Source organism: Nocardiopsis camelliae (assembly GCF_028993595.1).
In the GTDB taxonomy this organism is placed as follows: domain Bacteria; phylum Actinomycetota; class Actinomycetes; order Streptosporangiales; family Streptosporangiaceae; genus Nocardiopsis; species Nocardiopsis dassonvillei.
On record NZ_CP118614.1, the window covers coordinates 5,549,467 to 5,576,281 of the forward strand.

Genomic DNA, 26,815 nt, shown 5'->3' on the forward strand with positions numbered 1-26,815 from the left:
ACCGGGGGTGCCCCCCCGCTCCGGATCACTGTCCCCCAGTCTGGGGCAACCGGGTGTGCGACCGGAACTCACCGTGGGACAAGACGGGGCGCCCTCCCGTGCGGAAAGGGCGCCCCGGTCGGGTGCGGACGGGTCAGGCGTTGACGCCGTGCTCGCGGAGCAGGTCGTTGAGCGCGAGCTTGTCGTGCTCCTCGCCCTCCTTCAGGCGCCTGAGCACGAGCAGCACCGGCATGCCGAAGTCGCCGCCGGGGAAGCTCTTGGCGCGGTTGGCGGTGACGCACACCGACCAGGCCGGGGCCTCGCCGCGAGGGAGCTCCTCGCCGGTCTCGGCGTCGAACACGCGGGTGGAGGAGGTGAGGATGGTGCCCGCGCCGAGCTTGGCGCCCCTGCGCACGCGGGCGCCCTCGACGACCATGCTGCGGGAGCCGAGGAAGGCGTCGTCCTCGATGACCACCGGGGAGGCCTGCGGCGGTTCGAGGACGCCGCCGACGCCGACGCCGCCGGACAGGTGGACGTTCTCGCCGACCTGGGCGCAGGAGCCGACCGTGGCCCAGGTGTCGACCATCGTGCCGGAGCCGACGTGGGCGCCGATGTTGGTGAAGGACGGCATCAGGACGACGCCGGGGGCGAGGTAGGAGCCCCAGCGGGCGATCGCGCCGGCGACGACGCGGACGCCGTCGAAGCGGGTCTTGAGCGGCATGCGGTCGTGGTGGTAGAAGTCGCCGACGTGCGACTCCTTCATCTCCAGGACCTTGAAGCCGAGGAGGATGGAGCGCTTGGCGCGCTCGTCGACCACGACCTCGTCGGTGGAGGGGTCGACGAAGGCCACGCGGGCCTTGCCCTCGTCGATCTGGTCGATCGCGCCGATGATGGTCTCACGGGCCTCGGTGTGGCCGGGCGTGAGCTCGGCGCGGCTCTCCCAGAGTTCGTCGATGCGGTCGGGCAGCGGGCTGGAGTACGAGCTGGTCATGTGCACACACGTTAGCCGCTCGCTCCGGGTGCGGGGGCACGCCCTCCCCGAGGCGGCCGTCACCTCCGCGCACGGCCCGCCACCGCGGCGGGCGGCGGCTACAATGCGGCCGTGGCGCCGCGTGCGCCCCCGCGCGACGCCCCCTGCCGGTGCGGAGCGTTCACCTGTCGCCGACCCTTGGTTCGCCCGTGCCCAGTAAGCGCCGGAGGCTCTCCGCCTTCGTCAAGATCCTGCTCTCCCTGGTCCTCGTCTGCGGTTCGCTCGTCGCGGGGGCCTACTACGTGCTGACCACGTTCGAGCCGATCGACACCACTCCCCCGCCCGAGCCCGGCTGCCGCCTGACGATGTCCGACGGCCGGTACCCGATGGAGAACGCGCAGGCCGCGAGCGCGGCCACGGTGGGAGGCGTGGCGTTCGGCCGGGACCTGCCCCCCGAGGCCGTGACGATCGCCTTCGCGACGGTGTGGCAGGAGTCGGCGTTCTACAACGTGGAGTACGGCGACCGGGACTCCCTGGGGCTGTTCCAGCAGCGGCCCTCGCAGGAGTGGGGCGACCCGGAGCAGATCCTGGACCCGGTGTACGCCAGCAGCTCGTTCTACGAGGAGCTGGTGGAGGTGGATGGCTGGAGGTCCATCCCGGTCTACGAGGCGGCTCAGGCGGTGCAGCGCAGCGCCGACGGCTACGCCTACGACCAGCACGAGCGCCTGTCCACGCGGATGGCCGAGGTCTTCACCGGCACGCAGGGGGCCGCGCTGACGTGCTGGTACGGCACCGAGGGGCTGGCGGACCTGCGGTCCGGCGAGGCGGACACCGAAGCCGCCCTGGAGGAGATGGAGCGGGTGTTCGGCGCCGCCCCGGCGGACCTGCCGCCGGACGGGGACGAGGAGCCGCGGACCGGCGACCTGGGCTGGGCGATGGCCCTGTGGGCGGTGGCCCACGCCGAGGAGTACGGGCTGACGTCGGTGTCCTACGACGGGCAGCGGTGGCGGGCCTCGGACGGCACGGACGACGCCGAGGACTGGGCGGTGGCCGACGGGGGCGACACCGGGGGCGGCCTGGTCCTGGAGTGATCCGGTGGTCCGGGACGGTTCGCGGACCGGCTCGGGTGGCGGGCCGCTTCGAGTGGCGGACCGGCTCGGGTAGTGGGCCGGTCCGGGTGGCGGACCGGTTCAGATGGTGGGCCGCGGAACGGTCCCGGGCGCCGGTTGCCGGACGCCCGGCAGCCCGGGCGGACAGGCGGGCACGCCGCATGGCACCGGGGCGGGTGGGCCCCCGATACGACAAGGGGACCACACCCCGGCACGCGGCGGCCACCGCCTCCGTCCGCCTGTGGACGACCGGCGGGGCCGCCCGGACGGCGGCCCGGCCTCAGGCCAGGCGCTCGACCGCGGCCTCGACCCGCTCGTCGGTGGCGGTGAACGCCACGCGCACGTGTCCGGCGCCCGCCGGGCCGTAGAAGTCCCCGGGGGCGACCAGCACACCGCGTTCGGCGAGGTGGGCCACCGCGCCCCAGGCGTCGTGGTCGGGGTGGGCCGCCCACAGGTACAGCCCGGCGTCGGAGTGCCCGATGCGCCAGCCCGCGCCCTCCAGGGCCTCACGCAGCCTGGCGCGGCGGGAGCGGTAGCGCTCCTTCTGCTCGGCGGCGTGCGCGTCGTCGTCCAGGGCGGCGCTCATGGCCGCCTGGACGGGCGCGGGGACGATCATCCCGGCGTGCTTGCGCACCGCCAGCAGCTCCTCGACCAGCGCGGGGTCCCCGGTGACGAAGGCCGCACGGTACCCGGCCAGGTTGGAGCGCTTGGACAGCGAGTGCACGGCCAGCAGGTTGTCGTGGGAGCCGCCGCACACGTCCGGGTGCAGGATGGACACCGGTTCGGCGCCGTCCCAGCCCAGGTCGAGGTAGCACTCGTCGGAGGCCACGATCGCGCCGCGCTCGCGGGCCCACTCCACGACCTTGCGCAGGTGCGCGGTGCCCAGCACCCGGCCGGTCGGGTTGCTCGGCGAGTTCACCCACAACAGGCCGACGGGGGCGGGGCCGAGCGAGGTCAGGCCGTCGGAGGCCACCGGGGTGGCCCCGGCCACGCGCGCGCCGATGTCGTAGGTGGGGTAGGCCAGTTCGGGGTGGACGACCGTGTCGCCCGCGCCGAGGCCCAGGAGCGTGGGCAGCCAGGCCACGAGTTCCTTGGAGCCCACGGTGGGCAGGACGGCGCCCTCCTCGACGCGCACGCCGTGGCGGCGCTCCAGCCAGCCCGCGACGGAGGCGCGCAGCGCGGGCGTGCCCCAGGTCTGGGGGTAGCCGGGCGCGTCGGCGGCGTCGGCGAGGGCCTTGCGCAGCAGGGCGGGCACCGGGTCCACGGGGGTGCCCACGGACAGGTCGACGATGCCGTCGGGGTGCTCGGCGGCCCTGCGCTTGTAGGGCGCCAGCCGGTCCCACGGGAAGGTCGGGAGCCGCTTCGCCACGGGTCGCCGCTCGGCCATCGCACTTACTCCATCCAGGTCGGGTCTGTTGCCACAGGTCACACAGGACCGCACGTCACACAGGAATCGCGCCGACCCCCGCCACGGGGGTCGGCGCGAGACGTCGTCCAAGCCGGGCCGGTGGGCCCGCGCACCCTCTGCGCCATAGGGGTGCCGCGAGCGTTCCCGGCCCCGGAGCGCCGGAACCCGCCCGGCGCGCCGCCGGGCTACTCGGCCTGCGGCGGCAGCTTGGCCACGAGCGGGTGGTCGCGGTCGATCTTGCCGACCTTGGAGGCGCCGCCCGGGGAGCCCAGGTCGTCGAAGAAGTCGACGTTGGCCTTGTAGAAGTCGGACCACTGCTCGGGGAGGTCGTCCTCGTAGTAGATGGCCTCCACCGGGCAGACAGGCTCACACGCACCGCAGTCAACGCACTCGTCCGGGTGGATATAGAGCATGCGGTCGCCCTCGTAGATGCAGTCCACGGGGCACTCGTCAATGCACGCCTTGTCCAGTACATCAACACAGGGCTGCGCGATGACGTAGGTCACGTCGTACTCCTTGTCTCACCCCCGCGTCCCACGGGGGAGGCGGGGATCTTCGCAGACTCCGGGCCGGGACCGGCGTGCGGGCGCCCTGGCCCCTGTTCCCGGGCTCTGCAAGCAATTGGCACAGATGTCGTAGTCCTAGTATGACGGCGGAGAACACCCAGCGCACAATCGGGGGGCATTTCCTTGCACATGGGAGGACGTCTGGTCCACAGGATCTCTCCCGCCGACATCGGTCGGCGCGTCTCCGTACGAATACGCCTCCCCGAGGGCGGGTTCACCGATATCGTCGGTGTCGTGGAGTCCTGGGACGACGGCGTCCTCACCGTGCGCCGCCGTGACGGCTCCGCGGTGGAGGTCGCCGAGTCGACGATCGCCGCGAGCCGGGTCGTTCCCCCCGTGCCCCCTCGCCGCCGCGGCGGGAATCCGCCGCGAACGCCCTGAGCCCCGTGCGTTCCGGGTTCCACGGAGTGAGACGGCGTCCGCCCGGCGGGCGTCGCGAGGCGCGCAGGTCGCGCCTGGACAGTGGCATTCTTCGGGCCCTGCGGGGTAGAAAACGCACAGTTCCGCGGCGGGTCCAGCCGGTCCGCCGGGGAACCGACAACGAAGCATCGCGCCCCCGGCGGCACATCCACGCGGAACGGGCGCCGGTACGCGGGGAGGTGGTGAGCGCCCGTCATGCGCGAAGCAGTAGCGTCCGCCCTCGCCGAGCTGGCACGCCGGGACGAGCGGGCGGCCGACATGGCCCGGTCGGCCCTGGACACGCTGGCTCCGGAGCAGGAGATCGAGAGGCTCAACCAGCACGCCGTCCAGCGGTTCTGCTGGTTCGAGCTGCCGGTCCGCTTCCACGACCGCGCCGAGGACCGGCTGTTCGCGGTCAGAGCCCTGAGCAGCCTCTTCGCCCTCCTCCAGCTGCACCGGTACGCGCAGATCTGCTCGGCGCCGGAGACCTCGGCCCTGCTCACCGTCTACGACGGCGACCACGCCGCGGGCCTGGCGATGTACGAGCGGCTCATGTGGGAGTCGGGCGTGGAGCCGCCGGACCTGCCCGAGCTGACCTGGGGGACGGCGGTCGGCGACGCCGAGATCGTGGCCCGCGACGAGACCGCGTCGGCGCTGGAGCTGGCGATCACCCTGGGCGACGTGCGCCCCGGCAAGCGCGGGTGGCGGCCCGCCCAGGAGCGGTTCGCCCGTTCCTTCCTCACGCAGCCGGACAACCGGGGGCTGAGCCACCTGGACCGCATCCGCGAGGAGCGGGTGCGCGCCTGGTTGAGCTCGTCCGCGCACCCGCACCGACAGCGCCTGTGGCCGCTGGTGGGCCAGATCATCGCGGGCGCCGACGTGCCGCGCGGCGCCGAGGCCGCGATGGCGCCGCTCCAGCGGCTGCTGGACCTGGCCGCGGAGGGGATCGCGCTCACCCAGATCGGCTACATCTCGCCGGGCGTGGTGCGCCAGATGTGCGAGGACTTCGGGTGGCGGACCACCCCCGAGCCGCCGCGCAGCGAGACCGACGCCACCCAGCTCATCGCCCTGCACCAGGCGCTGCGGGGGATGCGCGCGGTGCGCAGGTCGGGCCGCCGCCTGGTCCTGACGCGGCGCGGGCGCCAGTTGCGGGAGGACCCCGAGGCGCTGTGGCGGGCGGCCACCGAGACCCTGTGCCGCACCGGGGGCCTGGACCAGGCCGCGGCGGAGACACTGCTGGGCATGCTGCTGGCGCGCACCCCGCAGGGCAGCGGTTCGCACGCGCGCCGCGGCGAGTCGGACGTGGAGGCGGCCGAGAGGGCGCTGACCGAGTCGGGGTGGGTCCCGGCAGAGCCCCCGGCGCCCTCGGGCAGGCACGCCGCGTCGCACCGGCGCACCGCGGAGGCCGCCTCGGACCAGGTGCGCGCCCTGGTGATGGCGGTGAGCTGGCTGCTGGAGACCCTCGGCCTGCTCACCGACGACGACGGCGCGGGGCGCCGGGAGCTGACCGCGCCGGGGCGGGCGTTCGCGATCGCGTGCCTGCACCAGTCGGCGGTGGCGCCGCGGGCCGTGGTCTGACCGGCGGGCCGTCCCCTCCCGCGCCCCGGGCCGCCCTCCTACCGCGCCCCTCATCGGCCACCCGCTGCGAACGGGTGCCGACCAGGGCCTAACCTGGAGCGCGAACCATCCGAGACCAGCAGGAGCACCATGCCCGCGCCCGAGCCGCCGCGCAAGGCGGAGACGACCGACGTGCCCGAGGCCGGCGGGGCAGTCGCCGACCCGTGGGAGCAGATGCCCGAGGACGCCCTCAACCGGCCCGACCTGGGACGGGACACCGAGGGCCCCGGCGCAGGGGGCTCCGGAACCGGCGCCCGTCCCCGGGACGCCGCGGGGGCGGAGGACGCGAAGGCCCCGTCCGCGCCCCCGGAGGCCACCGGGGACGCCGCCCCGGACGCCTCGGAGGACGCCGCCTCAACGAGCGGCCCCGACGCCGCGCGCCCCGGGAGCCGGGCGGACTTCCTGCCCAGCCCGGTGTTCGTGCTGCTGCTGGGCCTGACGGGGTTCGCGGGCTGGCTGTCGTGGACCGCCGCGGAGCTGGAGTGGGCCGCCGAGGGCACCAGCGTCACCCCGCTGGTCCCGCCGCTGTTCATCCTGCTCTGCTGGATCGCCTCCCTGGCCGTGCACGAGTTCGCGCACGCGCTCGCCGCCTACCTGGCCGGTGACCGCTCCCTGCGCGGCAGCGCCTACCTGAGGCTGAACCCGTTCGCCTACCGGCAGGCCTTCGCCGGACTGGTCCTGCCCTCGGCCTACCTGGGCCTGGGCGCCTTCGGCATGACCGGTCCGCCCACCTACGTGGACTGGGACCGCATCCCCTCCCGGGGCCGCCGCGTCCTGGTGGCGCTCGCCGGACCGCTTGCCAGTCTCCTGGTGGCCGCAGCGTTCGCGGTCACCGTGTCCGTCCTGGTGCCCCCGGGCAACGACACGACCAACTGGGCGATCTCGGCGATGGCCTTCCTGTGCTTCGCGAACCTGACGGCCGCCCTGGTCAACCTGCTGCCCGTGCCCGGTCTGGACGGCTTCGAGATGCTGGCAGCCTGGACGCGCGGCACGTGGGTCGCCACGGCCCGGGCCAACGCCCTGTTCGGCTCGGTGGCCGTGTTCGCGGTCCTGTGGTTCCCGGGCCTGAACGACCTGCTGGTGGACGCGGTGTACGGCCTGTTCGACCTGGTGCTGCCCAACCCGGTGTTCCGCGGCATCGCCTTCTACGGCGAACTGCTCCTCCAGTTCTGGGCCTGACCGGAACCGGGGCCGCTGGAGGCCCGTGAGGCGCTCGCCTCACGGGCCTCCCGCTTTTGAGGGTTGGTTCGGGCGCCCACGGGGTTCTGGAGGTGGCGGAGGCGGGTTTCCGTGGGAGAACCGCGCCGCAGGCGTCCGCTGAGGTTGGTGGCGGGCGACGGGTGGGACGAAGCGAAGCGGAGGCCCGAGAAAGCACTGCCTAGCCCTCGCGCCAGGGCCGCGCCCTGTCGGAGGGCCGCGCCCGCCGGTAGCCCCCGGCGGCGGGCGGCGCGTCGGCTCCGGGCGCCGCGGCACTCGGGGAACCGGGCGGCGGGGCGAACGACCAGCTGCGGATCACGGCGAACACCAGCACGAGCATCACCCCGAAGAGGTACGCGTTGTGCATGATGTGGTTCGTGAGCACGATGTCGCCGCCGGGCATGTAGCCGATCATCCCGATCAGCGCGGCCAGGTAGCCGAGCGCGAAGGCCGCCGCCCCGGAGGCGCGGCGGCTGCCCCACGCGCACAGGCGGCACGCGCCGTACAGCAGCACCAGGAAGGCCAGCAGCCCGAACGCGCCCGCGGCCTGGACCGCCGTACCCGCGCCCCAGTAGAGGGTCAGCCAGCCCGCGCCGGTGGTGGCGAGCATGCTCGCCGCGGCGCCGAGCAGCAGCAGGACCACGAGGGTCGTCCCTGTCAGTACCGGTGACAGGAAACGGGCGGAGGTCTTGCCCTCGGCGGGCGGGGCGGTCTCAGGTGTGGTGGTCACAGCGACGAGGTTAGACGCTCGCTCCCACCGGTCGCGGTCACAGCCCCGCGAACAGGTCGGTCTCGTACTCCCCGTGCTGGATGCGCTGCGTGGGCCCCACCAGCAGGGTGAAGTACTCCACGGCGTCGATCTCCTGGGCGATGTCGTTGGACAGGGCGAAGCGCTCGCCCTCCACCGTGATCTGCGTGGCGTGGGCGCGCATCGCGAGCGCCTTGGCCGCCCAGTGGTCGGTGGCGTCCACGCGGGTGGTCACCGCCGTATCGGGGGTGCCCCGGGCGATGTCGGACACCCGGGCGGGCGGGGTGAAGGAGCCGGACTCCTCGCTCAGCCGCGCGATGGACTCCTCGATGCGCGAGACCGGCTGGGCGATCGCGTAGAGCTTGCGGACCTGCCAGGGCGTGCCGGGCATGGACCGCTCCCCCGCCCGGAGGAAGGCCCGGCGCGCGACCCTGTGCGCTTGGACGTGGTCGGGGTGCCCGTAGCCGCCGTGCTCGTCGTAGCTGACCAGCACGTGCGGGCGGACCTCGCGGATGACCTGCGCCAGGAGTGTGGCGGCCTCCTCCACGTCCGCGCCCCAGAACGCGCGGGGGTGCTCGTTGGTGGGCGCGCCCGTCATCCCCGAGTCCCGGTAGCGGCCGGGGCCGCCCAGGAAGCGGTGGTCGCGCACGCCGAGCGCCAGACAGGCCTTGTCCAGCTCGCCGATCCGGTGCTCGCCGAGGGTGTCCTCGCGGTCGGAGGCCAAGTGCGCGAGGTCGTCCGGGATGACCTCGCCCTCCTCCCCCAGCGTGCAGGTCACCAGGGTCACACCGGCCCCCTCGGCCGCGTACTTGGCCAGGGTGGCTCCGGTGACGATGCTCTCGTCGTCGGGGTGCGCGTGCACCATCATCAGTCGCCTGTCAGTCACGTAGCGAACGATACCGGTCGCATCCGCCCGCCACCTCCCGCACCGCACTCTCCACCGGGGGGCATCGGGCCGCCGTCCGGCTCCCCGCGCGGGTGCGGCATGGGACACAATCGGCCTATGAGCTTTCCTCGCCAACAGGCCCGCACGCAGCGCTTCTCGATCGGTGTCCCCCGCGCGTTCCAGATCTCGCCGGACGGACGGCGCGTCGCCTTCCTCCGGGGACGCGACGGGGTGGACAAGGCCACCTGCCTGTGGGTGCACGACACGGAAGGGGCGGGCACGGACACGGTGGTCGCCGACCCCCGCTCCCTGGGCGCCGACGACGAGAACCTCCCGCCGGAGGAGCGGGCCCGCCGCGAGCGGCTGCGCGAGAGCGGCGGCGGGATCGTGTCGTACTCGGTGGACGAGGCGTTCACCCGCGCGGTGTTCACCCTGTCCGGGCGGCTGTTCTACGTCGACCTGGTCGGCGACGACACCGCTCCGCGCGAGCTGCCCGCCGCCACTCCCGTCGTGGACCCGCGCATCAGTCCGGCGGGCGACAGGGTCGCCTACGTCAGCGGCGGCGCGGTGCGCGTCCTGGACATCGCCGCCGCAGAACCGGACCACGGCGACCGCCCGGTGGCCGAACCGGACGGCCCCGACGTCACGTGGGGCCTGGCCGAACTGGTGGCCGCCGAGGAGATGGGGCGCTACCGGGGCTTCTGGTGGGCGCCGGACGGCTCCGCGCTCGCCGTCGCGCGCGTGGACGAGTCCGGGGTGAACACCTGGTACGTCTCCGACCCCGGCAGCCCCGCCCAGGAGCCGACGGCCCTGCGCTACCCGCCCGCGGGCGGCGCCAACGCCGACGTGCGCCTGGCAGTGTTCCGGGTCGGCCCGAGCGGGGGCGGGCGGCCGGAACCGGCCTGGATCGAGTGGGACCGCGGGGCCCTGCCCTACCTGGCCACGGTCGGCTGGACGACCGGGCCGGACGGCACGCCCACCGTGGTGTTCACCGCGCAGAGCCGCGACCAGCGCACGCTGACCCTGTTCAGCGCCGACCCCGCGACCGGCCTGGTGGTGGAGTCGCGCACCGAGTCCGACGGCGTGTGGGTCGAGCTGATGCCGGGCGTTCCCGCGTTCACCGGTGCGGGCGACCTGGTGTGGATCGGCCGCGAGGCCGGGGGCGAGCGCCGGGTCTACGTCGGCGACGCCCCGGTCAGCCCCCCGGACGTGTACGTGCGCGGTGTGGTGGACGTGGACGGCGACCGGGTCCTGTACTCGGGCTCGCCCGCCGGGAGCCCCGCGGACGTGTCGCTGTGGCTGGTCGAGCTGGGCACGGGCCTGGCCGCGCCGGTGGAGGTGCCCGGGCACGGGTGCAGCAGGTCCGCGGACTCGGGCGCGCACAGCGGCGTGCGCTCGGGGCGGCTGCGCGGCGACACGCTGGTGGTGCAGCACCGGTCGATGGACTTCCCCGGCGCGCACACGGTGGTGCTGCGCGGCGCGGGCACCGAGACGCGCCGGTCCTGCTCCGAGATCGAGAGCCTGGCCGAGGCCCCGGACCTGCCGGAGCCGCGCGTGGAGTTCTGGCGCGCCGGTGAGCGGCGGATCCCGAGCGCCCTGGTGCTGCCCTCCTGGTACCGGGAGGGGCTGCGCCCGCTGCCGGTGCTGATGGCGCCCTACGGCGGCCCGCACGCCCAGCGGGTGCTCAACGCGCGCGGGGCGTACCTGACCGCCCAGTGGTACGCCGAACAGGGGTTCGCGGTGCTCATCGCGGACGGCCGGGGCACCCCGGGCCTCGGGGTGGAGTGGGAGCAGAGCGTCCACCTCGACCTGGCCGCACCGGTCCTGGAGGACCAGGTGGCGGCGCTGGAGGACGCGTCGGAGCGGTTCGACTTCCTGGACGTGTCGCGGGTGGGCATCCACGGCTGGTCGTTCGGCGGGTACCTGGCGGCGCTGGCGGTGCTGCGCCGCCCGGACGTGTTCCACGCGGCGGTGGCGGGCGCGCCGGTCATCGACTGGGAGCTGTACGACACCCACTACACCGAGCGCTACCTGGGCACCCCCGGGGGCGAGCCGGAGGCCTACGGGCGCAGCTCGCTCCTGGCGGAGGCGGCCAAGCTGGAGCGCCCGCTGATGATGATCCACGGCCTGGCGGACGACAACGTGGCCTTCGCGCACACGCAGCGGATGTCGTCGGCGCTGATGGCGGCGGGGCGCCCGCACACGGTGCTGCCGCTGTCGGGGGTGACGCACTCGCCCTCGGACCCGACGGTCGCGGAGAACCTGATGCTGCTCCAGGTGGAGTTCCTCAAGGAGAACCTGCGCGGCGAGGGGTAGCCCCCGCCCCGGTGCCGCGCGCGGGACGGCGCGGCACCGGGGCGGGTCCGGCGGCGCTGCCGTCCCGGGAGCCCCTCCCGGGTTCCTCACGGGCGCCCGCGTGCGGCGCTCAGCCGGTCCCGGTCTGCGGGGCCGCCTCCTCCTGGCTGGCGGCGATCTCCGACTCCTCGGGGACCTCGACCTGCACGGGTCCGTTGAACTGGAGGAAGCCGACGGTCGTGGAGTGCCCGGTCATGAAGGCGCCGTTGACGCCCTCCTCCTCCGCGGACTCGTAGGTCTGGAAGTGCTGCGGGTAGCCGTCCTCACCGATCCACAGGTCGAAGGTGAGCTCCGCCTCCTGGCCCGGGGCCGCGGCCGACTCCCCGGCGTAGGTTCCGGTGTAGTGGTGCCCCGTGCGCCCGCTCAGGTCGATGCCCTCGGTCATGTCCTCGGGGTAGTCGGTGACGGGGGGCGCCGACTCACCCTGGTAGCTGGTCCGGCTCCCCTCGCCGAGGACGGCCCGGAGGGACTCCACGTCGGACGTCCAGCCCGCCCGGGGCCCCTCCTCCGGATCCCCCGGCGCGGGGCGGTAGTACGCGCCCTCGACCAACCCGACCAGGTTGGAGTCCGTGCGGGCCAGGACGTCGTCGGGCCCCTCGCCGATCTCCAGGGTGATGAAGGTGGCCGGTCCCGCGTAGACGCTCTGGAAGTACCTGGGTTCGGGGTCCTCGGTGTAGGAGTAGCTGGTCGTGCTCCCCGTGCCCATCTCGGCGTCCCTCGTCGCGGAGTAGGCCGTGAAGCTCGACGCGCCGAGGGCCAGCTCGACGGCCTCGGCCACCACCGCCTGCGCGTTCTCGGGATCGGCCAGCACGGCGGGTTCCCCGGTGTCCGCCGCGCCCTCGCCGCCGCCCGCCTCGTCCCCGGTCGCGGAACCCCCGTCGGCGGCTCCCCCGCCCGCGGTCTCCCGGCCGTCCTCGGGGCGCACGACCAGCCAGGTCCCGACCAGCGCGGCGGCCAGGACGGCCGCGGTGGCCGCGAGCAGCGGCGTCCGGCCGGACCGGCGGACCCGGCGGGGCGCGGGCGCTTCCACCCCCCGCCACTCGGTGGCGAGCAGGCCGGGGACGACCTCGGTGACCGGGTCGCCCTGGAACGGCTGGACCCGGGTGGCGTTCCAGCCGGAGGTGAGCTCGGTGACCACCTCGGCCGCCGTGGGCCTGCGGCCGGGGTCCTTGTCGAACGCCCGCCGCACCGGCTCCAGGAGTTCGGGCGGCACCCCGTCCAGGTCCGGCTCGCCGTTGCGGACCCGGTGGGACACCACCTCGGCGGACTCCCTGCCGAAGGGATCGCGGCCGGTGGCGGCGAAGGCGACCAGGCCCGCCCAGGCGAACATGTCGGAGCGGTCGCTGGCGGCCCGCCCCTCGTACTGCTCCGGCGCCACCCACCCCGGGGTGCCGAACAGGCCGCCGGTGCGGGTGAGCGCGGTGCCCTCCACCGCGCGGGCGATCCCGAAGTCGAGCACCTTCGGGCCGGCCGGGGACAGGATGACGTTGCCGGGCTTGAGGTCGCGGTGCACCACGCCCGCGCCGTGGATCGCGGTGAGCGCCTCGGCGAGGCCGACCGCCAGGGCGAGCAGGACGCCCCCGGAGAGCGGCCCGTGCCGCCGCACGTGCTGGCGCAGGGTCAGGCCGGGCACGTACTCGGTGGCCAGCCACGGCGTGTCCGCCTGCGTGTCGGCGTCCAGGAACGCGGGCGCGCAGGCCGCGCGCACCCGCCTGACCATCTCCACCTCGCGGGCGAAGCGGGCCCGGAAGTCGGGGTCGGCGGCGAAGTGGGCGTGGACGACCTTGACCGCGGCGCAGCCGTCGGCCGGGTCCAGGCCGGCGTAGACGGCTCCCATGCCGCCCGCTCCGACGCGGCCGACCACGTGGTAGCCGCCGATGCGTTCGGGGTCGGCCCCGGTGCGCGGTTCCACGCCGGGGGGAAGCCGCTTCCGGTCGAAGGCGGGAGTGGTCGCTGTGGTCAACGTGGGCCCTTCCTGGGGGTCGGGGGGTCGGAGGCGGTGGGCGCGGCTCAGGAGAACGGGTCGGACTCCTGGTACACGCAGCTGTTGACGGGGACTCCGTCGACAGGGGTGGCGTCGTGCGGGGCGAGTCCCGGCGAGTCGGTGAAGCCGGGGTAGGTCTGCTCGCGGCCCGGGTTCGGTGCCACGTGGCAGAAGCCGCCGGGGTAGCCGGGGGTGATCCGCTGCTCCTCGTCAAGGGCCTCGGCGGGCAGGTAGTAGAAGACGCCGAAGGTGACGGCGCCGACGATCGTCACGGTGAACTCGGCCACGGGGTCGTCCGGGTCGAGTTCGGCGAGCACGCCCCGGCTGCCGGGCCGGGAGAAGTCGAGGTGGCCCTGGTCGGGGGTGATCTGGCTCACCCAGGCGAAGTCGTCGCTGTGGACGTTCAGGCCGCCGAAGTCGGGGAGGTACTCGGCGGTGGCCGTGACGGTGACCGAGTTCGTGAAGCGCTCCCCGCGGGTGAGGGTCAGCCGCAGCTGTTCCAGCGCCTCGCCGCTCCCCTCCGCGGGTTCGAGCGTGCGGACCAGCTGGGCGCTGTCGCCGGGGACGGGCTCCACGGCCACGGTCCCGGTGGTGTACAGGTCCCGGTACTCGGCGGGGACGTCCTCCCCCGGGCCGCCCTGCCCCGCGCCGTCGGCGGCGCCCGAGGTGGCGGTCCCCCCGTCGGCGGTGGCACCGCCCGGTGCCACGGATCCCTCCTCCCCTGCCCCGGAGAGGGCGGTCAGCCCCGTCCCGACCAGCACGGCGAGCGCGAGTCCGGCCGCGCCGACCGCCAGGGGCCGCTGGTTGCGGCGCGCCCAGGAGCGCCGGGGCGGGGCGTGGAAGCGCCAGAGGTCGGTCCGGCCGTCGTCGGGGGCGACGGCGCCGGCCCAGACCCGGGCAACGAGCCCGGGGAGGTCCGCGCCGGGGTCCGTACCGGGGCCGGTGGCGCCGTTCCCGGGAGCGCCCGCCGGGGGAACGCCGCTTCCGGGAGCAGCCGCGGCGAAGGCACCCGCCGGAGCGGCACCGGCCGTGGGACCGCCCGCCTGGGCGCCCGTCGCACCGGAGGCACCCGCCCCGCCCGGAGCGGCGCGCAGCAGCGCGGCCGTCTCCCGCAGCGCCGCGGCCGCGTCCGGACGCCGCGCGGGGTCCTTGTCCAAGGCCCGCTCCACCAGCGCGCGCAGGGCCCCGGGAAGGCCCTCCAGGTCCGGAGGCTCCGCCAGTACGCGCGGCACCAGGGTGTCGGTGCCGCCCGCGCCGAACGGGTTGCGTCCGGTGGCGGCGAAGGCCGTCAGCCCGCCCCAGGCGAACATGTCGGAGCGGTCGGTGGCCTCACCGCCCGCGTACTGCTCCGGGGAGGTCCAGCCCGGCGTACCGACCAGTCCGCCGGTCCGGGTGAGCGCGGTGCCGTCGACCGTCCGGGCGATACCGAAGTCCAGCACCCTCGGACCCCGCGGGGACAGGATCACGTTGCCGGGTTTGAGGTCGCGGTGCACCACGCCCGCGCCGTGGATCGCGGTCAGGGCCTCGGCCACGCCCAGCGCGAACGCGGTGAGGGCCGCGCCGGTGAGCGGTCCGTGGGCCCGCACGCGGGCGTCCAGGGTCGGTCCGGGGACGTACTCGGTGGCCAGCCAGGGGACCTCGGCACGGGTGTCGGCGCCCAGGAAGCCGGGCACGCAGGCCGCGCGCACCCGGCGCAGCAGGGCGACCTCCCGGGCGAAGCGCTCCCGGAACCCACCGTCGGCCGCGTAGACCCGGTGCACGCACTTGACCGCCACCCGCCGGTCGGCGTCGTCCAGCGCCGCGTAGACCACGCCCATGCCACCCGAGCCGATCCGGCCCACCACCCGGAAGGGGCCGACGCGTCGGGGCTCGTCGGAGGCGAGCGGCCGCACGCCGGGCGGCAGGGGAGGCGGCGCGGAGCCGGGGTGCATGGGCGAGGGGGCTGCGCTCATGTGGCGTGGACGACCTTCTGTTGTCGGGGGTTCGGGTGGGGCCGGGGGCACGAACGGCGCCGGAGAGCGGAGCCGTCGGCGGACACCAACCTAGGACACGGCCGCGACGGTCGTGGTTCGCGCGCACTCCACCCGGTCCACTGTCTTCCCGTCCCCACCGTCCGCCTCGCTGGTTCCCGCCCGCACCACCGCCCCGGCCGGGACCGGAGTCCGCCGACACGTCGCGGCGCTCCACCCGCCCCGCCCGGACGTTCCCCCGACCCGGGCATAGCCTGGCCGTATGCGTTCCTCCACCGCGCCGCGCGCCCTGGCCGCGCTGCTGGCCGACCTGGTCTGCGTGCTGGCCTTCGTCGTGATCGGCAGGACCGACCACGGGACCGGCACGGCCCTGGCCGAGATCGCCTGGACCGCGTGGCCCTTCGCCGCCGGGACGGTCCTGGGCTGGGCGGTCACCCGTGCCTGGACCGCCCCTGTCCGGATCTGGCCGACGGGGTTGTTCGTGTGGGCCGTGACCGTGGTCGGGGGGATGGCGGTACGCGTGTTCCTCGGGGAGGGCGCCCCGACCAGCTTCGTCATCGTCACCGCCCTGTTCCTCGCCGCGACCATGCTCGGCTGGCGCTGGGTGGCGCTCGTCGTCGCGAAGAGGAGACAGCGCCGCGTCTGAGAGGGAACACTGGGTGGCGGAACACAACCACCCTCGCGAAGGAGCCCCCCGTGGCCGATCCCGTCACCCTCGCCATCACCGCCGCCGTCGTCACCGGCGCGGTCGGCAAGATCACCGAAGCGGCGACCGAAGGCACCGTCGCCGCCTTCAAGTCCCTGCGCAAGGCGGTCTTCGCGCGCTTTCGCTCCGACCCCGAATCCCAGCAGGTCCTGGACGACGCCCTCCTGGAGCCGGAGGACCCCGGGGCGCTGGCCGCCGTCGCCGAGCGCCTGGAGCGGGCCGAGGCCGAGGAGCCCGCGATCCGCTCGCTGATGGCGGAGCTGCGCGGCGAGTTCGTCCAAGAGGGCGACGGGGCCGTGCACAACAGCATCCAGGGGGACGTCAGCGGCAGGGCTCGCGTGTTCCAGGGCCGTGACTTCCACGGGGACATCCACCTGTAGGAGGTCCCACCGCGGAGCGTTCGTAAGCTGGAACAGATGAACGAGCACCCCGCACCCCAGTCGCCTCCCTCCGGCTCCGTCCGCGGTCCCGCCTCCCGCGCGCCCTCGGACGGAGCCGGTGAGGACGAGGCGCGCGAGGTGGGCGTGGGCCCGTGGGAGGGCCCCTGGCCCGAGGGCGACCACTACGATCCCGAACTGCTGGCGGGCGGTGACCGCCGCAACGTCGTGGACCGCTACCGGTACTGGCGGCGCGAGGCGATCGTGGCCGACCTCGACACCGTGCGCCACCCCTTCCACGTCGCCGTGGAGAACTGGACGCACGACTTCAACATCGGCTCGGTCGTGCGCACCGCCAACGCGTTCGGGTGCGCGGCCGTGCACATCGTGGGCCGCCGCCGCTGGAACAAGCGCGGCGCGATGGTGACCGACCGCTACCAGCACGTCCACCACCACCCCGACACCGAGGCGTTGGTGGCCTGGGCCGAGGAGCACGGGCTGGCGCTGCTCGGCGTGGACAACCTGCCGGGTTCGGTGCCGCTGGAGACCTATCCGCTGCCCAGGAACGCCGTGCTGGTGTTCGGCCAGGAGGGCCCGGGGCTCTCCGAGGAGGTGCGGAGGGTGTGCCGGGCGGTGCTGTCGATCTCCCAGTTCGGTTCGACCCGGTCGATCAACGCCGGGGCCGCGGCCGCGATCGCCATGCACGCCTGGGTGCGGGCCCACGTGTTCGACCAGCCGGTCCCGGCCGCCTTCTCCGCGGACGCCCCGGCCCCCACCACGGCACTGTCGTGATGGTTCCGTGATCTACCATGGCCGAAAGGCCCCTATCAGAGAGATTCCGGGATGAGTCCAACCGTCACAGCAGCCTCCCGTACCGCCACGATCGACGACGTCGCCGGTGTCGCGCGCGTTCTGGCCAGGTCAGCGCAGGAGGATCCGCTCTTCCGGTGGCTGTTCCCCGACGACGAGCTGCGGATGGCCCGGACGCGCCGCTTCTTCGCCCTGACCGCGGGCTTCGGCTACGTCCCCTCGGGTGACACCCGCGTCGCCGAGACCAGGGACGGCAGCGAGGACGCGCCGGTGGTGCGCGGCGCGGCGCTGTGGGCTCCGCCCACCGCCAACCCGGAGGGCCAGCTGGTGTCACTGCGCACCTGGCCGCACTGGGGCCCCCTGATCGGCCGCACCCGCCTGGCCGCGTTCGTGCGCGTGTTCGCCGAGTGGAAGCTGGCCGCGCCCCAGGAACCCCACCTGTACCTGGCGGCGCTGGGCGTGGACCCGGCCGCCGTCGGCACGGGCGTCGGCGGCGGGCTGCTCACCTCGGGTCTGGACCGCGCCGACTCCCAGGGCCTGCCGGTGTTCACCCAGACGCTCAACCCCAAGACCGTCGGCTTCTACGAGCGGTTCGGGTTCCGGCTGGTCCGGGAGGCGGAGGGCCCCGAGGCGGGAACCAACTACTTCCTGCTGCGCGACCCCTCCTGAGGGCCCGCGGGCCCGCCGCCCCTCCCCGGGGAGCCGCCCCTCACCGGAGGGCCTCCCCTTCCCGGGGAAACGCCCCACCCGCGACGGTCTCCCGCCCTACCATGAGCGGTGATCGGAGCCCCGGGTACAGGGGTACCCCGGCCCCAGGGAAGAGGCAGCCCCCGTGACCCCCACAGCGGTACAGGCGGTCCGCACCGCGACCATGAACGACGTGCCCGCCGTGGCCGGGGTGCTGAGCCGCGCCCTCTACCACGACCCGCTCTTCCGGTGGCTCTTCCCGGACGACGGCCTGCGCATGGCGCAGAACTTCCGCGCGTGCGCGCTGCTGGCCGGGTTCGGGCACGTCCCCGGCGGCCACGCCACCGTGGCGGAGTCCCCGGAGGGCCCCGGGCGTGTCCCGGTGGTGCGCGGCGCGGCCCTGTGGACCCCGCCCGACGCGGGACGGGAGGGAGCGGCGGTCCCGCTGAGGTCGCTGCCGCACTGGTTCAGGCTGGTGGGCCTGTCCCGGCTGCCGGAGCTGACCTGGTACAACGGCGAGGTCAGGGCGTCGGTGCCGGAGGGCCCGCACTGGTACCTGTGCGTGTTGGGCGCCGACCCCGCCGCTGCGGACGGGACCGACGCGGGGGCGCGGCTGCTGCGCCAGGGCCTGGCGCGGGCCGACGCGGACGGCGTACCGGTCTACCTGGAGACGGCGGACCCGGCGGACATCGGCCGCTACGAGGACTACGACTTCCGGGTGGTGCGGGCGGTCCACCCCCCTGCGGCCCCCTCGACCTACTGCATGCTGCGCCCCGCCGCCCCCTGAGGCCCGCCCGTCGGACGGCCCCGCCTCCTCTGGGGTTCCGGCGCCTCTGGGGTTCCGGCGCCTCCCGAAGCCCGGCGGTCCGCCGCCGCGTCGGCTCCGGAGACCTGTGTCTCCGGAGCCCCGGCGCACGCGGAGACCGGCCGGGAGCGGACCGCGAGCGGGCCCTGAAGGCGACGCGGACCGATCGGGGCCTTCTGATCCACCGGACCCCCTGACAGGATGGCCGCGTGGACATCCGAGGAATCTCCCACCACACCGACGGCGTGTCCGAGGACGCGGCGGCGCGCGACATGCGCGTCATCCGCGAGGACCTGCACTGCACCGCTGTGATGCTGATCGGCGCCGACACCGGACGGCAGCGGGCCGCCGCGCGCGCCGCCCTGGAGGCGGGTCTGGACGTGTGGGTGCGCCCGCAGCCGGAGAACCCGCCGGTCGCCGAGCGGCTGGAGCACCTGGCCGCCACCGCCCGCATGGCCGAGGAGCTGCGCCTGGAGCACCCCGGCCGCGTGACCCTCATGGTCGGCACCGAGTTCTCGCTGACCTCCCCGGGCCTGCTCCCCGGCGGGAGCGAACCCGTCCGCCTCCAGTTCGTCACCCGCCCGTGGCTGCGCCGCCCCTTCGAGCACAGGATGCGGCGCAGGCTCGCCGCGCTGCTCGCCTCGGCCCTGGACGTGGCCCGCGAGCACTTCGGGGGGCCGGTGACCTACGGGGCCGGGGGCTGGGAGGAGGTGGACTGGTCGGGCTTCGACCTGGCCGGGGCGAACCTGTACCGGTCCGGGACCGACGCCGACGCCTACGAACGGCGGCTGGACGCGCTCCGGGACGGTTGCGGCAGGCCCCTGGTGATCACCGAGTTCGGCTGCGGCGCCCACGACGGGGCCGAACTGCGCGGGGCCGCGTCCTTCCTCGCGGTGAACTGGTTCGCCGACCCGCCGCGCCTGCGCCGGGGCACCGCGCGCAACGAGGCCGTGCAGGCCGGGTACCTGGACGCGCTGCTGGGGCTGTACCGGGAGCGGGGGGTGCACGGCGCGTTCGTGTTCACGTTCGCCATGCCGGGCTTCCCGCACAGCGAGGACCCCGTGTACGACCTGGACGCGGCCGGGTTCGGCGTGGTGCGCACGGCCGGGGACGACCCGTCGTCCTGGGAGCCCAAGGAGGCCTTCCACACGGTCGCGCGGCGCTATCGGGCCTGAGAGAGGCCCACCGCCCCCGAGGCGAGGACCGCCGTCCCGAGGCACGGCACGGCCGCCGGGCAGCACACCGCGAACGCCCAGGTGACACGCCGCGGATGGGCGCGGCCGCCGGGCCCGCCCGCGGTTAGGGTCCTGAGCCATGACGGGTAGCGAACGGCCGCGGCCGGGGCGCCCCCGCGGGACCCTGGACCTCCTCGCGCGGTGCGCGCCCGCCGCCCTGGCGGCGGCCCTCGCGCTGGCGTCCGCGGGCTGCACCGCCCCGGCGCTGACCGAGGACGCCTACCGCGACGACGCCCGGCAGACCACCGGGGACCTGCTGTCGGGCGTCCGCACGGGGACGCTGGTCGCGGAACTGGCCGAGGACGACCGGGCGTTCCAGTCCTACCTGGAGGTCAGCGCCAAGGACGCGGAGGACTCGGCCCGCTCCCTCACCGACACCTTCGGCTCCCTCCAGCCGCCCTCTCCGAACTGCGACGGCCTGCGGGACGAGGTGACGGACCTGTCCGACGCCGCCGTCCACGGCCTGTCCGACCTGCGCGTCGCGCTGGGGAGGGAGGACCGCGACGGGGTGGCCGGGGCCGCCGAGGCGCTCCGCGGGACCGCCGACGCGCTGGCGGGACTCCAGGAGGAGCTGCGGTGAGAATCCTCCTGTCCTTCACCCTGGGCATGCTCACCGCCGTCGGCGGGTTCCTGGACATCGGCGACCTGGTCTCCGCCTCCGTGGTCGGCTCCCGCTTCGGGATGTCCCTGGCCTGGGTGATCCCCGTCGGCGTCATCGGGATCATGCTCTTCACCGAGATGGCGGCGCGCGTCACGGCCGTCAGCGGCCGGGCCGTCTTCGACCTGGTCCGCGAGCGGCTCGGCGCCCGCGCGGGCCTGGCCAACCTGCTGGCGTCCTACGTCATCACCCTGCTGACCATGTCGGCGCAGATCGGCGGTATCGCGCTCGCCCTCGAACTGGCCAGCAGCGTCCACTACCTGCTGTGGGTCCCGGTGGCCGGGTTCCTGGTCTGGGTGGTCGTGTGGCGGATGCCGTTCGGGTGGATGGAGAAGACCTACGGGCTGCTCGGCCTGGCCCTGGTCGTGTTCGCCGTCGCCCTGTGGCGGCTGAGCCCCGACTGGGGCGGTCTCCTGGCCGACGCCGCGAGCTTCTCCCCTCCCCCGGAGGAGGAGTGGCCGGTGTGGTCCTACTACGCGATCGCGCTGTTCGGCGCGACGATGACCCCCTACTCGGTCCTGTTCTTCTCCTCCAGCGGGGTGGAGGAGAAGTGGACCCCCCGCGACCTGTCCACGGCCCGGATCAACATCTTCCTCGGCTTCCCGGTGGGCGGCCTGCTCGCCCTGGCCATCATGGGCTGCGCGGCGGCCTGGCTCATGCCCGCCGACGTCCACGTGGAGGACCTGGGCCAGGTCGCGCTACCCGTGGTCGCGGCGCTGGGCAAGGTCGGGCTGGTCGTGGTCCTCGTGGGCTTCTTCGCGGCCACGTTCGGCGCCGCGCTGGAGTCGTCCCTGGCGTCGGGCTACAGCGTGGCCCAGTACTTCGGCTGGCCGTGGGGCAAGACCCGGCCGCCCGTGCGGGCGGCGCTCTTCCACTCGGTCATCCTGCTGGGCCTGGTGGCGGGCACCCTCTTCGTCCTCACCGGGATCGACCCGGTCAAGGTGGTCGAGTACAGCATCGTGCTGTCGGCGGTGGCGCTCCCGCTCACCTACCTGCCGATCTTCGTGGTCGCCAACGACCGCCGCTACCTGGGCGACCGGGTGAACTCGCGGTTCACCAACATCGTGGGCTCGGTCTACCTGGTCCTGCTGCTCGCGGTGTCGGTCGTGGCCGTCCCCCTGATGCTCTACACGAAAGCGGGGCAGTGAGATGCCGGAGGACCGGGAGCGCGAGTCCGTGTTCCGGATCGGCTTCACCGTGCTGGACCGCCAGATCGTCGACCGCGACGGGCAGCCGGTGGGCAAGGCGGACGACGTCGAGTTCTCCTGGGAGGAGGGCTCCCCTCCGGTCATGACGGCGCTGCTCACCGGTTCCGCCGCCCTGGGCCCCAGGCTCTCGGGGCGCCTGGGGAGGCTGTGGCGCACGGTGTTGAGCAGGCTGCGGCCCTCCGAGCACGAGCCCGTGCGCATCCCGGTGGGCGACGTCGAGGACTTCGCCCCCACGACCCGTCTGTCCACTCCTGTGCCCGAGGGGAGCCGCGCGGCGGAGAGGTGGCTGAGCCGCAACGTCATCGGCCGCATCCCGGGGGCGGGGCGATGAGCGGATTCCTGTTCAGCGAACTGCTCGGCCGCCGGGTCACGGACAGCTCCGGCCGGACGGTCAGCGAGGTCCAGGACGTGGTCGTGCGCCGCGACGGGGAGGTCTACACCGTCCTGGGCCTGGTGCTGGGACGGGGCGCGCTCGCGGGCCGCCTCGGCTACGGGGGCTCGCTGGAGCCGCCCTCCCCGTGGCACCGGGTGCTGGGCTGGATGCGCCGCCACGAGCGCTACGTGGCCTGGGATGACGTCCGGAGCCTGGACGGGGACTCCGTGGAGATCGGCGTCGGATACGGGGACCTGCCCCGGCACTGGCGCGAGCACGAGGGCTGAGCCGCCCCGGAGGGGGCCGCGTTCCCGCCCTCCACCGTGTACCAGAGAGTGATACCACTTCCAGGTATCATTGCGGCATGAACATGCATCTACGCCTGCCCGACGACGTACACGCGGAGATCAGGGAGGTGGCCGAAGAGGACGGCAACAGCGTCAACACCGAGGTCGTCATCGCGCTGAAGGAGTTCCTCGCGGCCCGTCAGACCGAGAGGATCCGCCGGTACGCGCTGGAGATCGCCGAGGAGGACGCGGAACTGCTGGCGAGGCTCGCCGAGTGACGCGCTACCTCACCAAGGCCGATGTCCGCGTGATCATCGAGGTGACCCTTCCGTCCTATGTGACGGTGCGGGACATCGGCCAGCTCCACGCGGCACTGCTGCGCCCGCAGACCACGGCCTTCGGTGACGACGCCTATCCGGACGTGTGGCAGAAGGCCGCCGCCCTCATGCAGTCGGTCCTTATCGGCCATCCCCTGTCGGACGGCAACAAGAGGCTGGCCTGGATCAGCGCCAAGCTGTTCCTCCGCCTCAACGGCCAGAAGGTGGGCAGACCCGACCAGAACGCCGCCTACGACCTGGTCATCGCGGTCACCACCGGCGACCTGGCGGACGTCCCCGAGATCGCCGACCGGCTGAGAGGACTCATGCCTCCCGCTGAGTGACCCCGAAAGCGGCGACGGCCCGCGGCCGGGCCCGGAGGCGCCGGTCTCCGCGTTTTCCCCTCGCCCGGGCCCGGCAGCCGCTACCTTCGAGCCATGGACATGCACCTGCACATGCACGACGGCCTCCACGCCCTGCTCAGGGAGGTCGCGGAGCGGGACGGCGTCAGTGTCGAGGCCGCGGTCGTCACCGCCGTCGAGGACTTCGTCGCGAGCCGCCAGACGCGCAGGGTCCCGGAGCAGTCCCAGGAGCCGGTGGAGCGGGACGCCGGACGGCTCCGGCCCCGGGCGGAGTGACCCCCGGAAGCGGCGACGGGCCGCGCCCCCGAAGGAGCGCGGCCCGTGCGGTGCGACAGGGGCGGCGGTCAGCCGACGCCCTTGCTGAGCGAGCCCAGCAGGTCGCGGTTGAGCTGCGAGATCGTGTCCAGCGGGATGCCCTTCGGGCAGACCGCGGCGCACTCACCGATGTTGGTGCAGCCGCCGAAGTCCTCCTCGTCCTGCTGGTTGATCATCTTCACCACGCGCGAGGACCGCTCGGGCTGCCCCTGCGGGAGCATGCCCAGGTGCGTGACCTTCGCGGCGGTGAACAGCATGCTGGAGGCGTTCGGGCAGGCCGCCACGCACGCGCCGCAGCCGATGCAGGTCGCGGCGTCGAACGCGCGGTCCGCGTCCGGCTTCGGGATCGGGTTGGCGTGGGCGTCGGGCGCGGTACCCGTCGGGGCGCTGATGTAGCCGCCCGCCTGGATGATGCGGTCGAACGCGCCGCGGTCCACGACCAGGTCCCTGACGACCGGGAACGCCTTGGCCCGCCACGGCTCCACCGTGATGGTGTCGCCGTCGTTGAAGCTGCGCATGTGCAGCTGGCAGGTCGTGGTGCGCTCGGGGCCGTGCGCCTCACCGTCGATCACGACACCACAGGCGCCGCAGATGCCCTCGCGGCAGTCGTGGTCGAAGGCGACCGGGTCCTCGTTCTCCAGCGTGAGCTTCTCGTTGAGGACGTCAAGCATCTCCAGGAACGACATGTCCGGGGAGACGTCGGTGAGCTTGTACGTGGCCAGCCGACCCTCGTCGTCCGGCCCCTTCTGACGCCATACGCGCAGGGTGATGTTCACTTGTAGCTCCGCTGCTTCATCTCGACGTACTCGTACTCCAGGTTCTCCTTGTGGAGCACGGGCTTGCTGTCATCGCCGCCGAACGCCCAGGCAGCCACGTAGGCGAACTCGTCGTCGTGGCGCAGCGCCTCGCCGTCCTCGGTCTGGCTCTCGGCGCGGAAGTGGCCGCCGCAGGACTCGCGGCGGTGCAGGGCGTCGATGCACATGAGCTCGCCCAGCTCCAGGAAGTCGGCCACGCGGTTGGCCTTCTCCAGCGCCTGGTTGAACTCCTCGTTGGCACCGAGCACCTTGACGTCGCGCCAGAACTCGGCCCGCAGCGCCCGGATGAGCTCGATGGCCTTGGTCAGGCCCTCCTCGCTGCGCTCCATGCCGCAGTACTCCCACATGATGTGGCCGAGCTCCTTGTGGAAGGAGTCGACGGTGCGGGAGCCCTGGACGGACAGCAGCTTGTCGATGCGGGAGGTCACCTGGTCCTTGGCCGCCACGGCCTCGGGGTGCGACTCGTCGAGGGCCTCGAAGGGACCCGACGACAGGTAGTCGTTGATGGTGTTGGGCAGGACGAAGTAGCCGTCCGCCAGCCCCTGCATCAGCGCGCTCGCGCCCAGGCGGTTGGCGCCGTGGTCGGAGAAGTTGGCCTCACCGGTCACGAACAGGCCCGGGATGGAGCTCTGGAGGTCGTAGTCGACCCACAGACCGCCCATGGTGTAGTGCACGGCCGGGTAGATGCGCATCGGAACCTCGTAAGGGTTCTCACCGGTGATGCGCTGGTACATGTCGAACAGGTTGCCGTACTTGGCCTCGACGGCGTCCTGCCCCATGCGCGCGATGGCGTCGGCGAAGTCCAGGTAGACGCCCAGACCGCCGGGGCCCACGCCGCGGCCCTCGTCGCAGACGTTCTTGGCGGCGCGGGAGGCGATGTCGCGCGGCACCAGGTTGCCGAAGGCCGGGTAGATGCGCTCCAGGTAGTAGTCGCGCTCCTCCTCCGGGATCTGGCGCGGGTCGCGGGTGTCCCCGTGCGCCTTGGGCACCCAGATGCGGCCGTCGTTGCGCAGCGACTCGCTCATCAGGGTCAGCTTGGACTGGTAGTCGCCGCTGACCGGGATGCAGGTCGGGTGGATCTGCGTGTAGCACGGGTTGGCGAAGAGCGCGCCCTTGCGGTGCGCGCGCCAGGTCGCGGTGACGTTCGAGCCCATCGCGTTGGTCGACAGGAAGAACACGTTGCCGTAGCCGCCGGTGGCCAGCACCACGGCGTCGGCGAAGTGGGTCTCGATCTCACCGGTGACCATGTCGCGGACGATGACGCCGCGCGCGCGGCCGTCCACGACGATGACTTCCAGCATCTCGTGGCGGGTGTGCATCTTGACGCTGCCCGCCGCGATCTGGCGCTCCAGGGCCTGGTAGGCGCCGATGAGCAGCTGCTGGCCCGTCTGGCCGCGCGCGTAGAAGGTACGCGAGACCTGCACGCCGCCGAAGGAGCGGTTGTCGAGCAGGCCGCCGTACTCGCGGGCGAAGGGCACGCCCTGGGCGACGCACTGGTCGATGATCTCGACGCTGGTCTGGGCCAGGCGGTAGACGTTCGACTCGCGGGAGCGGAAGTCGCCGCCCTTGACGGTGTCGTAGAACAGCCGGTAGATGCTGTCGCCGTCGTTGCGGTAGTTCTTGGCGGCGTTGATGCCGCCCTGGGCCGCGATGGAGTGCGCGCGCCGCGGGCTGTCCTGGTAGCAGAACGAGGTGACCTTGTAGCCCGCCTCGCCCAGGGTCGCGGCCGCGGAGGCGCCGGCCAGGCCGGTGCCCACCATGATCACGGAGAGCTTGCGCCGGTTCGCGGGGTTGACCAGCTTCGCCGAGAAGCGCCGCTTGTCCCAGCGCTCGTTGATCGGGCCCTCCGGGGCCTTCTCGTCCCGGATCGGGTCGCCGACGCGGTAGAAGTCGTTGTCAGACAATTAACTCACCAGTCCAAAGGTGACCGCCAGAGGCGGGAGCAGGAAGCCGACCGTCACGATCAGCGACAGGCCCACGGCGACCGCGTTGAGCATGCCCTGACGGCTGGTCTGGTTGACGCCGAGGGTGGCCAGGGCGCTCCAGATGCCGTGCCGCAGGTGCAGGCCCACAGCGATCACGGACAGGATGTAGAACAGGGTCACGTACCAGAACTCGGGCTGGAACCCGTTCACGAGCCGCTCGTAGGGGCTGTCGGACGCACCGCCGGGGGCGATGGTGTTCGTGGTCAGGTGCAGGATGTGGAAGACCACGAACAGCGCGACCAGGACGCCGCCGTAGCGCATGGTGTAGGAGGCGTAGCTGCGGGCCACCCTCTTCTTCACCTGGTAGCGCTGGGCAGCCGGACGCGCTCTGCGGGCGCGGGCCCACAGCGTCACCGCCGCGTAGATGTGGATCAGGACGCTCGCCAGCAGGACGATGCGGAAGATCCACAGGAATCCGCTCTCGGGCAGCAGCGGGTAGCCCAGCTCCCGAAGGCTGTGGGCGTAGCCGTCGAAGGCCTCCTGGCCCGAGAACACTTTCAGGTTGCCGTACATGTGCGCGATCAAATACAGCACGAGGATCGCCCCGGTGATCGCCATCGCTGCCTTGAGCGCCACCGTGGACCCGTAGGCCGTAGACCGCTTCTTGGTCAAGGTACTGTTCGCCACAGCCTGTCACTGTAAGTTCTGGGTAAGCCAGGAGTCCAAGTCATCGGGATGCTTGAGTCG

The 26,815-nt window shown here is 73.6% G+C and carries 28 protein-coding genes; 18 read left to right on the top strand and 10 right to left on the bottom strand.

The genetic code is table 11. The features are described from left to right. Positions 1–133: 133 nt before the first annotated feature. A complete protein-coding gene (locus PV789_RS24175; RefSeq protein WP_047870545.1) occupies positions 134–970 on the bottom strand; it encodes a 2,3,4,5-tetrahydropyridine-2,6-dicarboxylate N-succinyltransferase in 837 nt (278 codons plus the stop codon). 188 nt (positions 971–1,158) lie between these two features. Here PV789_RS24175 and PV789_RS24180 point away from each other — a divergent pair, with 188 nt between their 5' ends. After that, on the top strand, positions 1,159–2,040 hold the full coding sequence (locus tag PV789_RS24180; RefSeq protein WP_274974686.1) for a hypothetical protein: 882 nt from the start codon (positions 1,159–1,161) through the stop codon (positions 2,038–2,040). A 298-nt stretch (positions 2,041–2,338) separates the two neighbouring features. On the opposite strand, the gene dapC is transcribed toward PV789_RS24180, so the two are convergent. Continuing rightward, on the bottom strand, positions 2,339–3,445 hold the full coding sequence (dapC, locus tag PV789_RS24185) for a succinyldiaminopimelate transaminase (RefSeq protein WP_274974687.1): 1,107 nt from the start codon (positions 3,443–3,445) through the stop codon (positions 2,339–2,341). A 206-nt stretch (positions 3,446–3,651) separates the two neighbouring features. Next, entirely contained in the window at positions 3,652–3,972 is a 321-nt protein-coding gene (gene fdxA, locus PV789_RS24190; RefSeq protein WP_013154907.1) for a ferredoxin, read from the bottom strand. 183 nt (positions 3,973–4,155) lie between these two features. Between fdxA and PV789_RS24195 the strand changes: the two genes are divergently transcribed. The 3 genes from PV789_RS24195 (at position 4,156) to PV789_RS24205 (ending at position 7,227) form a co-directional block, all read left to right on the top strand. Next, positions 4,156–4,413 carry a putative acetyltransferase gene (locus PV789_RS24195; RefSeq protein ID WP_248771979.1) on the top strand — a complete coding sequence of 86 codons (258 nt, stop codon included), beginning with the start codon at positions 4,156–4,158 and terminating at the stop codon, positions 4,411–4,413. Positions 4,414–4,647: 234 nt separating this feature from the next. Continuing rightward, positions 4,648–6,009, top strand: a complete 1,362-nt coding sequence (locus PV789_RS24200) for a hypothetical protein (protein WP_274974688.1) — start codon at positions 4,648–4,650, stop codon at positions 6,007–6,009. A gap of 129 nt (positions 6,010–6,138) precedes the next feature. Further along, positions 6,139–7,227 (top strand): site-2 protease family protein, encoded by a 1,089-nt coding sequence (locus PV789_RS24205; protein ID WP_274974689.1) that lies wholly within the window; start codon positions 6,139–6,141, stop codon positions 7,225–7,227. A 199-nt stretch (positions 7,228–7,426) separates the two neighbouring features. Here the strand turns inward: PV789_RS24205 and PV789_RS24210 are convergent, their stop codons facing one another. Together PV789_RS24210 and mshB are read right to left on the bottom strand one after the other, a co-directional pair. Further along, positions 7,427–7,975 (bottom strand): hypothetical protein, encoded by a 549-nt coding sequence (locus PV789_RS24210; RefSeq protein WP_274974690.1) that lies wholly within the window; start codon positions 7,973–7,975, stop codon positions 7,427–7,429. 37 nt (positions 7,976–8,012) lie between these two features. Continuing rightward, positions 8,013–8,879, bottom strand: a complete 867-nt coding sequence (mshB, locus tag PV789_RS24215) for an N-acetyl-1-D-myo-inositol-2-amino-2-deoxy-alpha-D-glucopyranoside deacetylase (protein WP_274974691.1) — start codon at positions 8,877–8,879, stop codon at positions 8,013–8,015. A gap of 117 nt (positions 8,880–8,996) precedes the next feature. On the opposite strand from mshB, the gene PV789_RS24220 reads away from it, so the two are divergent. Then, on the top strand, positions 8,997–11,195 hold the full coding sequence (locus PV789_RS24220) for a S9 family peptidase (protein WP_274974692.1): 2,199 nt from the start codon (positions 8,997–8,999) through the stop codon (positions 11,193–11,195). Between the two features lie 109 nt (positions 11,196–11,304). Here PV789_RS24220 and PV789_RS24225 read toward each other — a convergent pair whose 3' ends face one another. Next, positions 11,305–13,197 (bottom strand): serine/threonine-protein kinase, encoded by a 1,893-nt coding sequence (locus PV789_RS24225; RefSeq protein WP_274974693.1) that lies wholly within the window; start codon positions 13,195–13,197, stop codon positions 11,305–11,307. A 47-nt stretch (positions 13,198–13,244) separates the two neighbouring features. After that, positions 13,245–15,170 (bottom strand): serine/threonine-protein kinase, encoded by a 1,926-nt coding sequence (locus tag PV789_RS24230; protein WP_274974694.1) that lies wholly within the window; start codon positions 15,168–15,170, stop codon positions 13,245–13,247. Between the two features lie 280 nt (positions 15,171–15,450). Between PV789_RS24230 and PV789_RS24235 the strand changes: the two genes are divergently transcribed. From PV789_RS24235 to PV789_RS24295, 13 genes are all read left to right on the top strand, one after another. Continuing rightward, complete coding sequence (locus tag PV789_RS24235) at positions 15,451–15,834, top strand: DUF3054 domain-containing protein (protein ID WP_274974695.1); 384 nt, start codon at positions 15,451–15,453, stop codon at positions 15,832–15,834. A 50-nt stretch (positions 15,835–15,884) separates the two neighbouring features. Then, positions 15,885–16,274, top strand: coding sequence for a hypothetical protein (locus PV789_RS24240; protein ID WP_274974696.1), 390 nt, complete (start codon positions 15,885–15,887; stop codon positions 16,272–16,274). 36 nt (positions 16,275–16,310) lie between these two features. After that, positions 16,311–17,063: a TrmH family RNA methyltransferase gene (locus PV789_RS24245; protein WP_274974697.1), complete on the top strand. Its 753-nt coding sequence runs from the start codon at positions 16,311–16,313 to the stop codon at positions 17,061–17,063. A gap of 51 nt (positions 17,064–17,114) precedes the next feature. Beyond that, on the top strand, positions 17,115–17,750 hold the full coding sequence (locus PV789_RS24250; protein ID WP_274974698.1) for a GNAT family N-acetyltransferase: 636 nt from the start codon (positions 17,115–17,117) through the stop codon (positions 17,748–17,750). Positions 17,751–17,913: 163 nt separating this feature from the next. Further along, positions 17,914–18,555 (top strand): GNAT family N-acetyltransferase, encoded by a 642-nt coding sequence (locus PV789_RS24255; protein WP_274974699.1) that lies wholly within the window; start codon positions 17,914–17,916, stop codon positions 18,553–18,555. 227 nt (positions 18,556–18,782) lie between these two features. After that, positions 18,783–19,748, top strand: coding sequence for a glycoside hydrolase family 113 protein (locus PV789_RS24260; RefSeq protein WP_274974700.1), 966 nt, complete (start codon positions 18,783–18,785; stop codon positions 19,746–19,748). A 139-nt stretch (positions 19,749–19,887) separates the two neighbouring features. After that, a complete protein-coding gene (locus tag PV789_RS24265) occupies positions 19,888–20,388 on the top strand; it encodes a hypothetical protein (protein ID WP_274974701.1) in 501 nt (166 codons plus the stop codon). Beyond that, a complete protein-coding gene (locus PV789_RS24270) occupies positions 20,385–21,614 on the top strand; it encodes an NRAMP family divalent metal transporter (RefSeq protein WP_274974702.1) in 1,230 nt (409 codons plus the stop codon). Before PV789_RS24265 ends, PV789_RS24270 begins: the two co-directional genes overlap by 4 nt. A 1-nt stretch (position 21,615) precedes the next feature. Next, entirely contained in the window at positions 21,616–22,005 is a 390-nt protein-coding gene (locus tag PV789_RS24275) for a hypothetical protein (protein WP_212642841.1), read from the top strand. After that, positions 22,002–22,334: a PRC-barrel domain-containing protein gene (locus PV789_RS24280; protein ID WP_212642840.1), complete on the top strand. Its 333-nt coding sequence runs from the start codon at positions 22,002–22,004 to the stop codon at positions 22,332–22,334. Before PV789_RS24275 ends, PV789_RS24280 begins: the two co-directional genes overlap by 4 nt. Positions 22,335–22,411: 77 nt before the next feature. Then, a complete protein-coding gene (locus tag PV789_RS24285) occupies positions 22,412–22,612 on the top strand; it encodes an Arc family DNA-binding protein (RefSeq protein WP_212642839.1) in 201 nt (66 codons plus the stop codon). Next, positions 22,609–22,995, top strand: a complete 387-nt coding sequence (locus tag PV789_RS24290) for a type II toxin-antitoxin system death-on-curing family toxin (protein ID WP_212642838.1) — start codon at positions 22,609–22,611, stop codon at positions 22,993–22,995. The genes PV789_RS24285 and PV789_RS24290 overlap by 4 nt, the downstream gene beginning before the upstream one ends. 93 nt (positions 22,996–23,088) lie before the next feature. Continuing rightward, positions 23,089–23,289, top strand: coding sequence for a CopG family transcriptional regulator (locus PV789_RS24295; RefSeq protein WP_274974703.1), 201 nt, complete (start codon positions 23,089–23,091; stop codon positions 23,287–23,289). 68 nt (positions 23,290–23,357) lie between these two features. Here PV789_RS24295 and PV789_RS24300 read toward each other — a convergent pair whose 3' ends face one another. Genes PV789_RS24300 through PV789_RS24310 form a run of 3 tightly spaced genes read right to left on the bottom strand, consistent with a single transcriptional unit; the run spans position 23,358 to position 26,704 of the window. Beyond that, positions 23,358–24,104, bottom strand: coding sequence for a succinate dehydrogenase/fumarate reductase iron-sulfur subunit (locus tag PV789_RS24300; RefSeq protein ID WP_017564106.1), 747 nt, complete (start codon positions 24,102–24,104; stop codon positions 23,358–23,360). Then, positions 24,101–26,047 carry a fumarate reductase/succinate dehydrogenase flavoprotein subunit gene (locus PV789_RS24305; protein ID WP_274974704.1) on the bottom strand — a complete coding sequence of 649 codons (1,947 nt, stop codon included), beginning with the start codon at positions 26,045–26,047 and terminating at the stop codon, positions 24,101–24,103. Before PV789_RS24305 ends, PV789_RS24300 begins: the two co-directional genes overlap by 4 nt. Next, positions 26,048–26,704: a succinate dehydrogenase cytochrome b subunit gene (locus PV789_RS24310; protein WP_302475405.1), complete on the bottom strand. Its 657-nt coding sequence runs from the start codon at positions 26,702–26,704 to the stop codon at positions 26,048–26,050. Positions 26,705–26,815 lie beyond the last annotated feature (111 nt).

What these genes read in the sequence shown, in the direction of transcription:
- PV789_RS24175 (WP_047870545.1), bottom strand. Translation starts at nt 970, where the DNA reads ATGACCAGCTCGTACTCCAGCCCGCTGCCCGACCGCATCGACGAACTC.
- dapC (WP_274974687.1), bottom strand. Translation starts at nt 3,445, where the DNA reads ATGGCCGAGCGGCGACCCGTGGCGAAGCGGCTCCCGACCTTCCCGTGG.
- PV789_RS24200 (WP_274974688.1), top strand. Translation starts at nt 4,648, where the DNA reads ATGCGCGAAGCAGTAGCGTCCGCCCTCGCCGAGCTGGCACGCCGGGAC.
- PV789_RS24205 (WP_274974689.1), top strand. Translation starts at nt 6,139, where the DNA reads ATGCCCGCGCCCGAGCCGCCGCGCAAGGCGGAGACGACCGACGTGCCC.
- PV789_RS24220 (WP_274974692.1), top strand. Translation starts at nt 8,997, where the DNA reads ATGAGCTTTCCTCGCCAACAGGCCCGCACGCAGCGCTTCTCGATCGGT.
- PV789_RS24230 (WP_274974694.1), bottom strand. Translation starts at nt 15,170, where the DNA reads ATGAGCGCAGCCCCCTCGCCCATGCACCCCGGCTCCGCGCCGCCTCCC.
- PV789_RS24235 (WP_274974695.1), top strand. Translation starts at nt 15,451, where the DNA reads ATGCGTTCCTCCACCGCGCCGCGCGCCCTGGCCGCGCTGCTGGCCGAC.
- PV789_RS24245 (WP_274974697.1), top strand. Translation starts at nt 16,311, where the DNA reads ATGAACGAGCACCCCGCACCCCAGTCGCCTCCCTCCGGCTCCGTCCGC.
- PV789_RS24250 (WP_274974698.1), top strand. Translation starts at nt 17,115, where the DNA reads ATGAGTCCAACCGTCACAGCAGCCTCCCGTACCGCCACGATCGACGAC.
- PV789_RS24265 (WP_274974701.1), top strand. Translation starts at nt 19,888, where the DNA reads ATGACGGGTAGCGAACGGCCGCGGCCGGGGCGCCCCCGCGGGACCCTG.
- PV789_RS24275 (WP_212642841.1), top strand. Translation starts at nt 21,616, where the DNA reads ATGCCGGAGGACCGGGAGCGCGAGTCCGTGTTCCGGATCGGCTTCACC.
- PV789_RS24280 (WP_212642840.1), top strand. Translation starts at nt 22,002, where the DNA reads ATGAGCGGATTCCTGTTCAGCGAACTGCTCGGCCGCCGGGTCACGGAC.
- PV789_RS24285 (WP_212642839.1), top strand. Translation starts at nt 22,412, where the DNA reads ATGAACATGCATCTACGCCTGCCCGACGACGTACACGCGGAGATCAGG.
- PV789_RS24295 (WP_274974703.1), top strand. Translation starts at nt 23,089, where the DNA reads ATGGACATGCACCTGCACATGCACGACGGCCTCCACGCCCTGCTCAGG.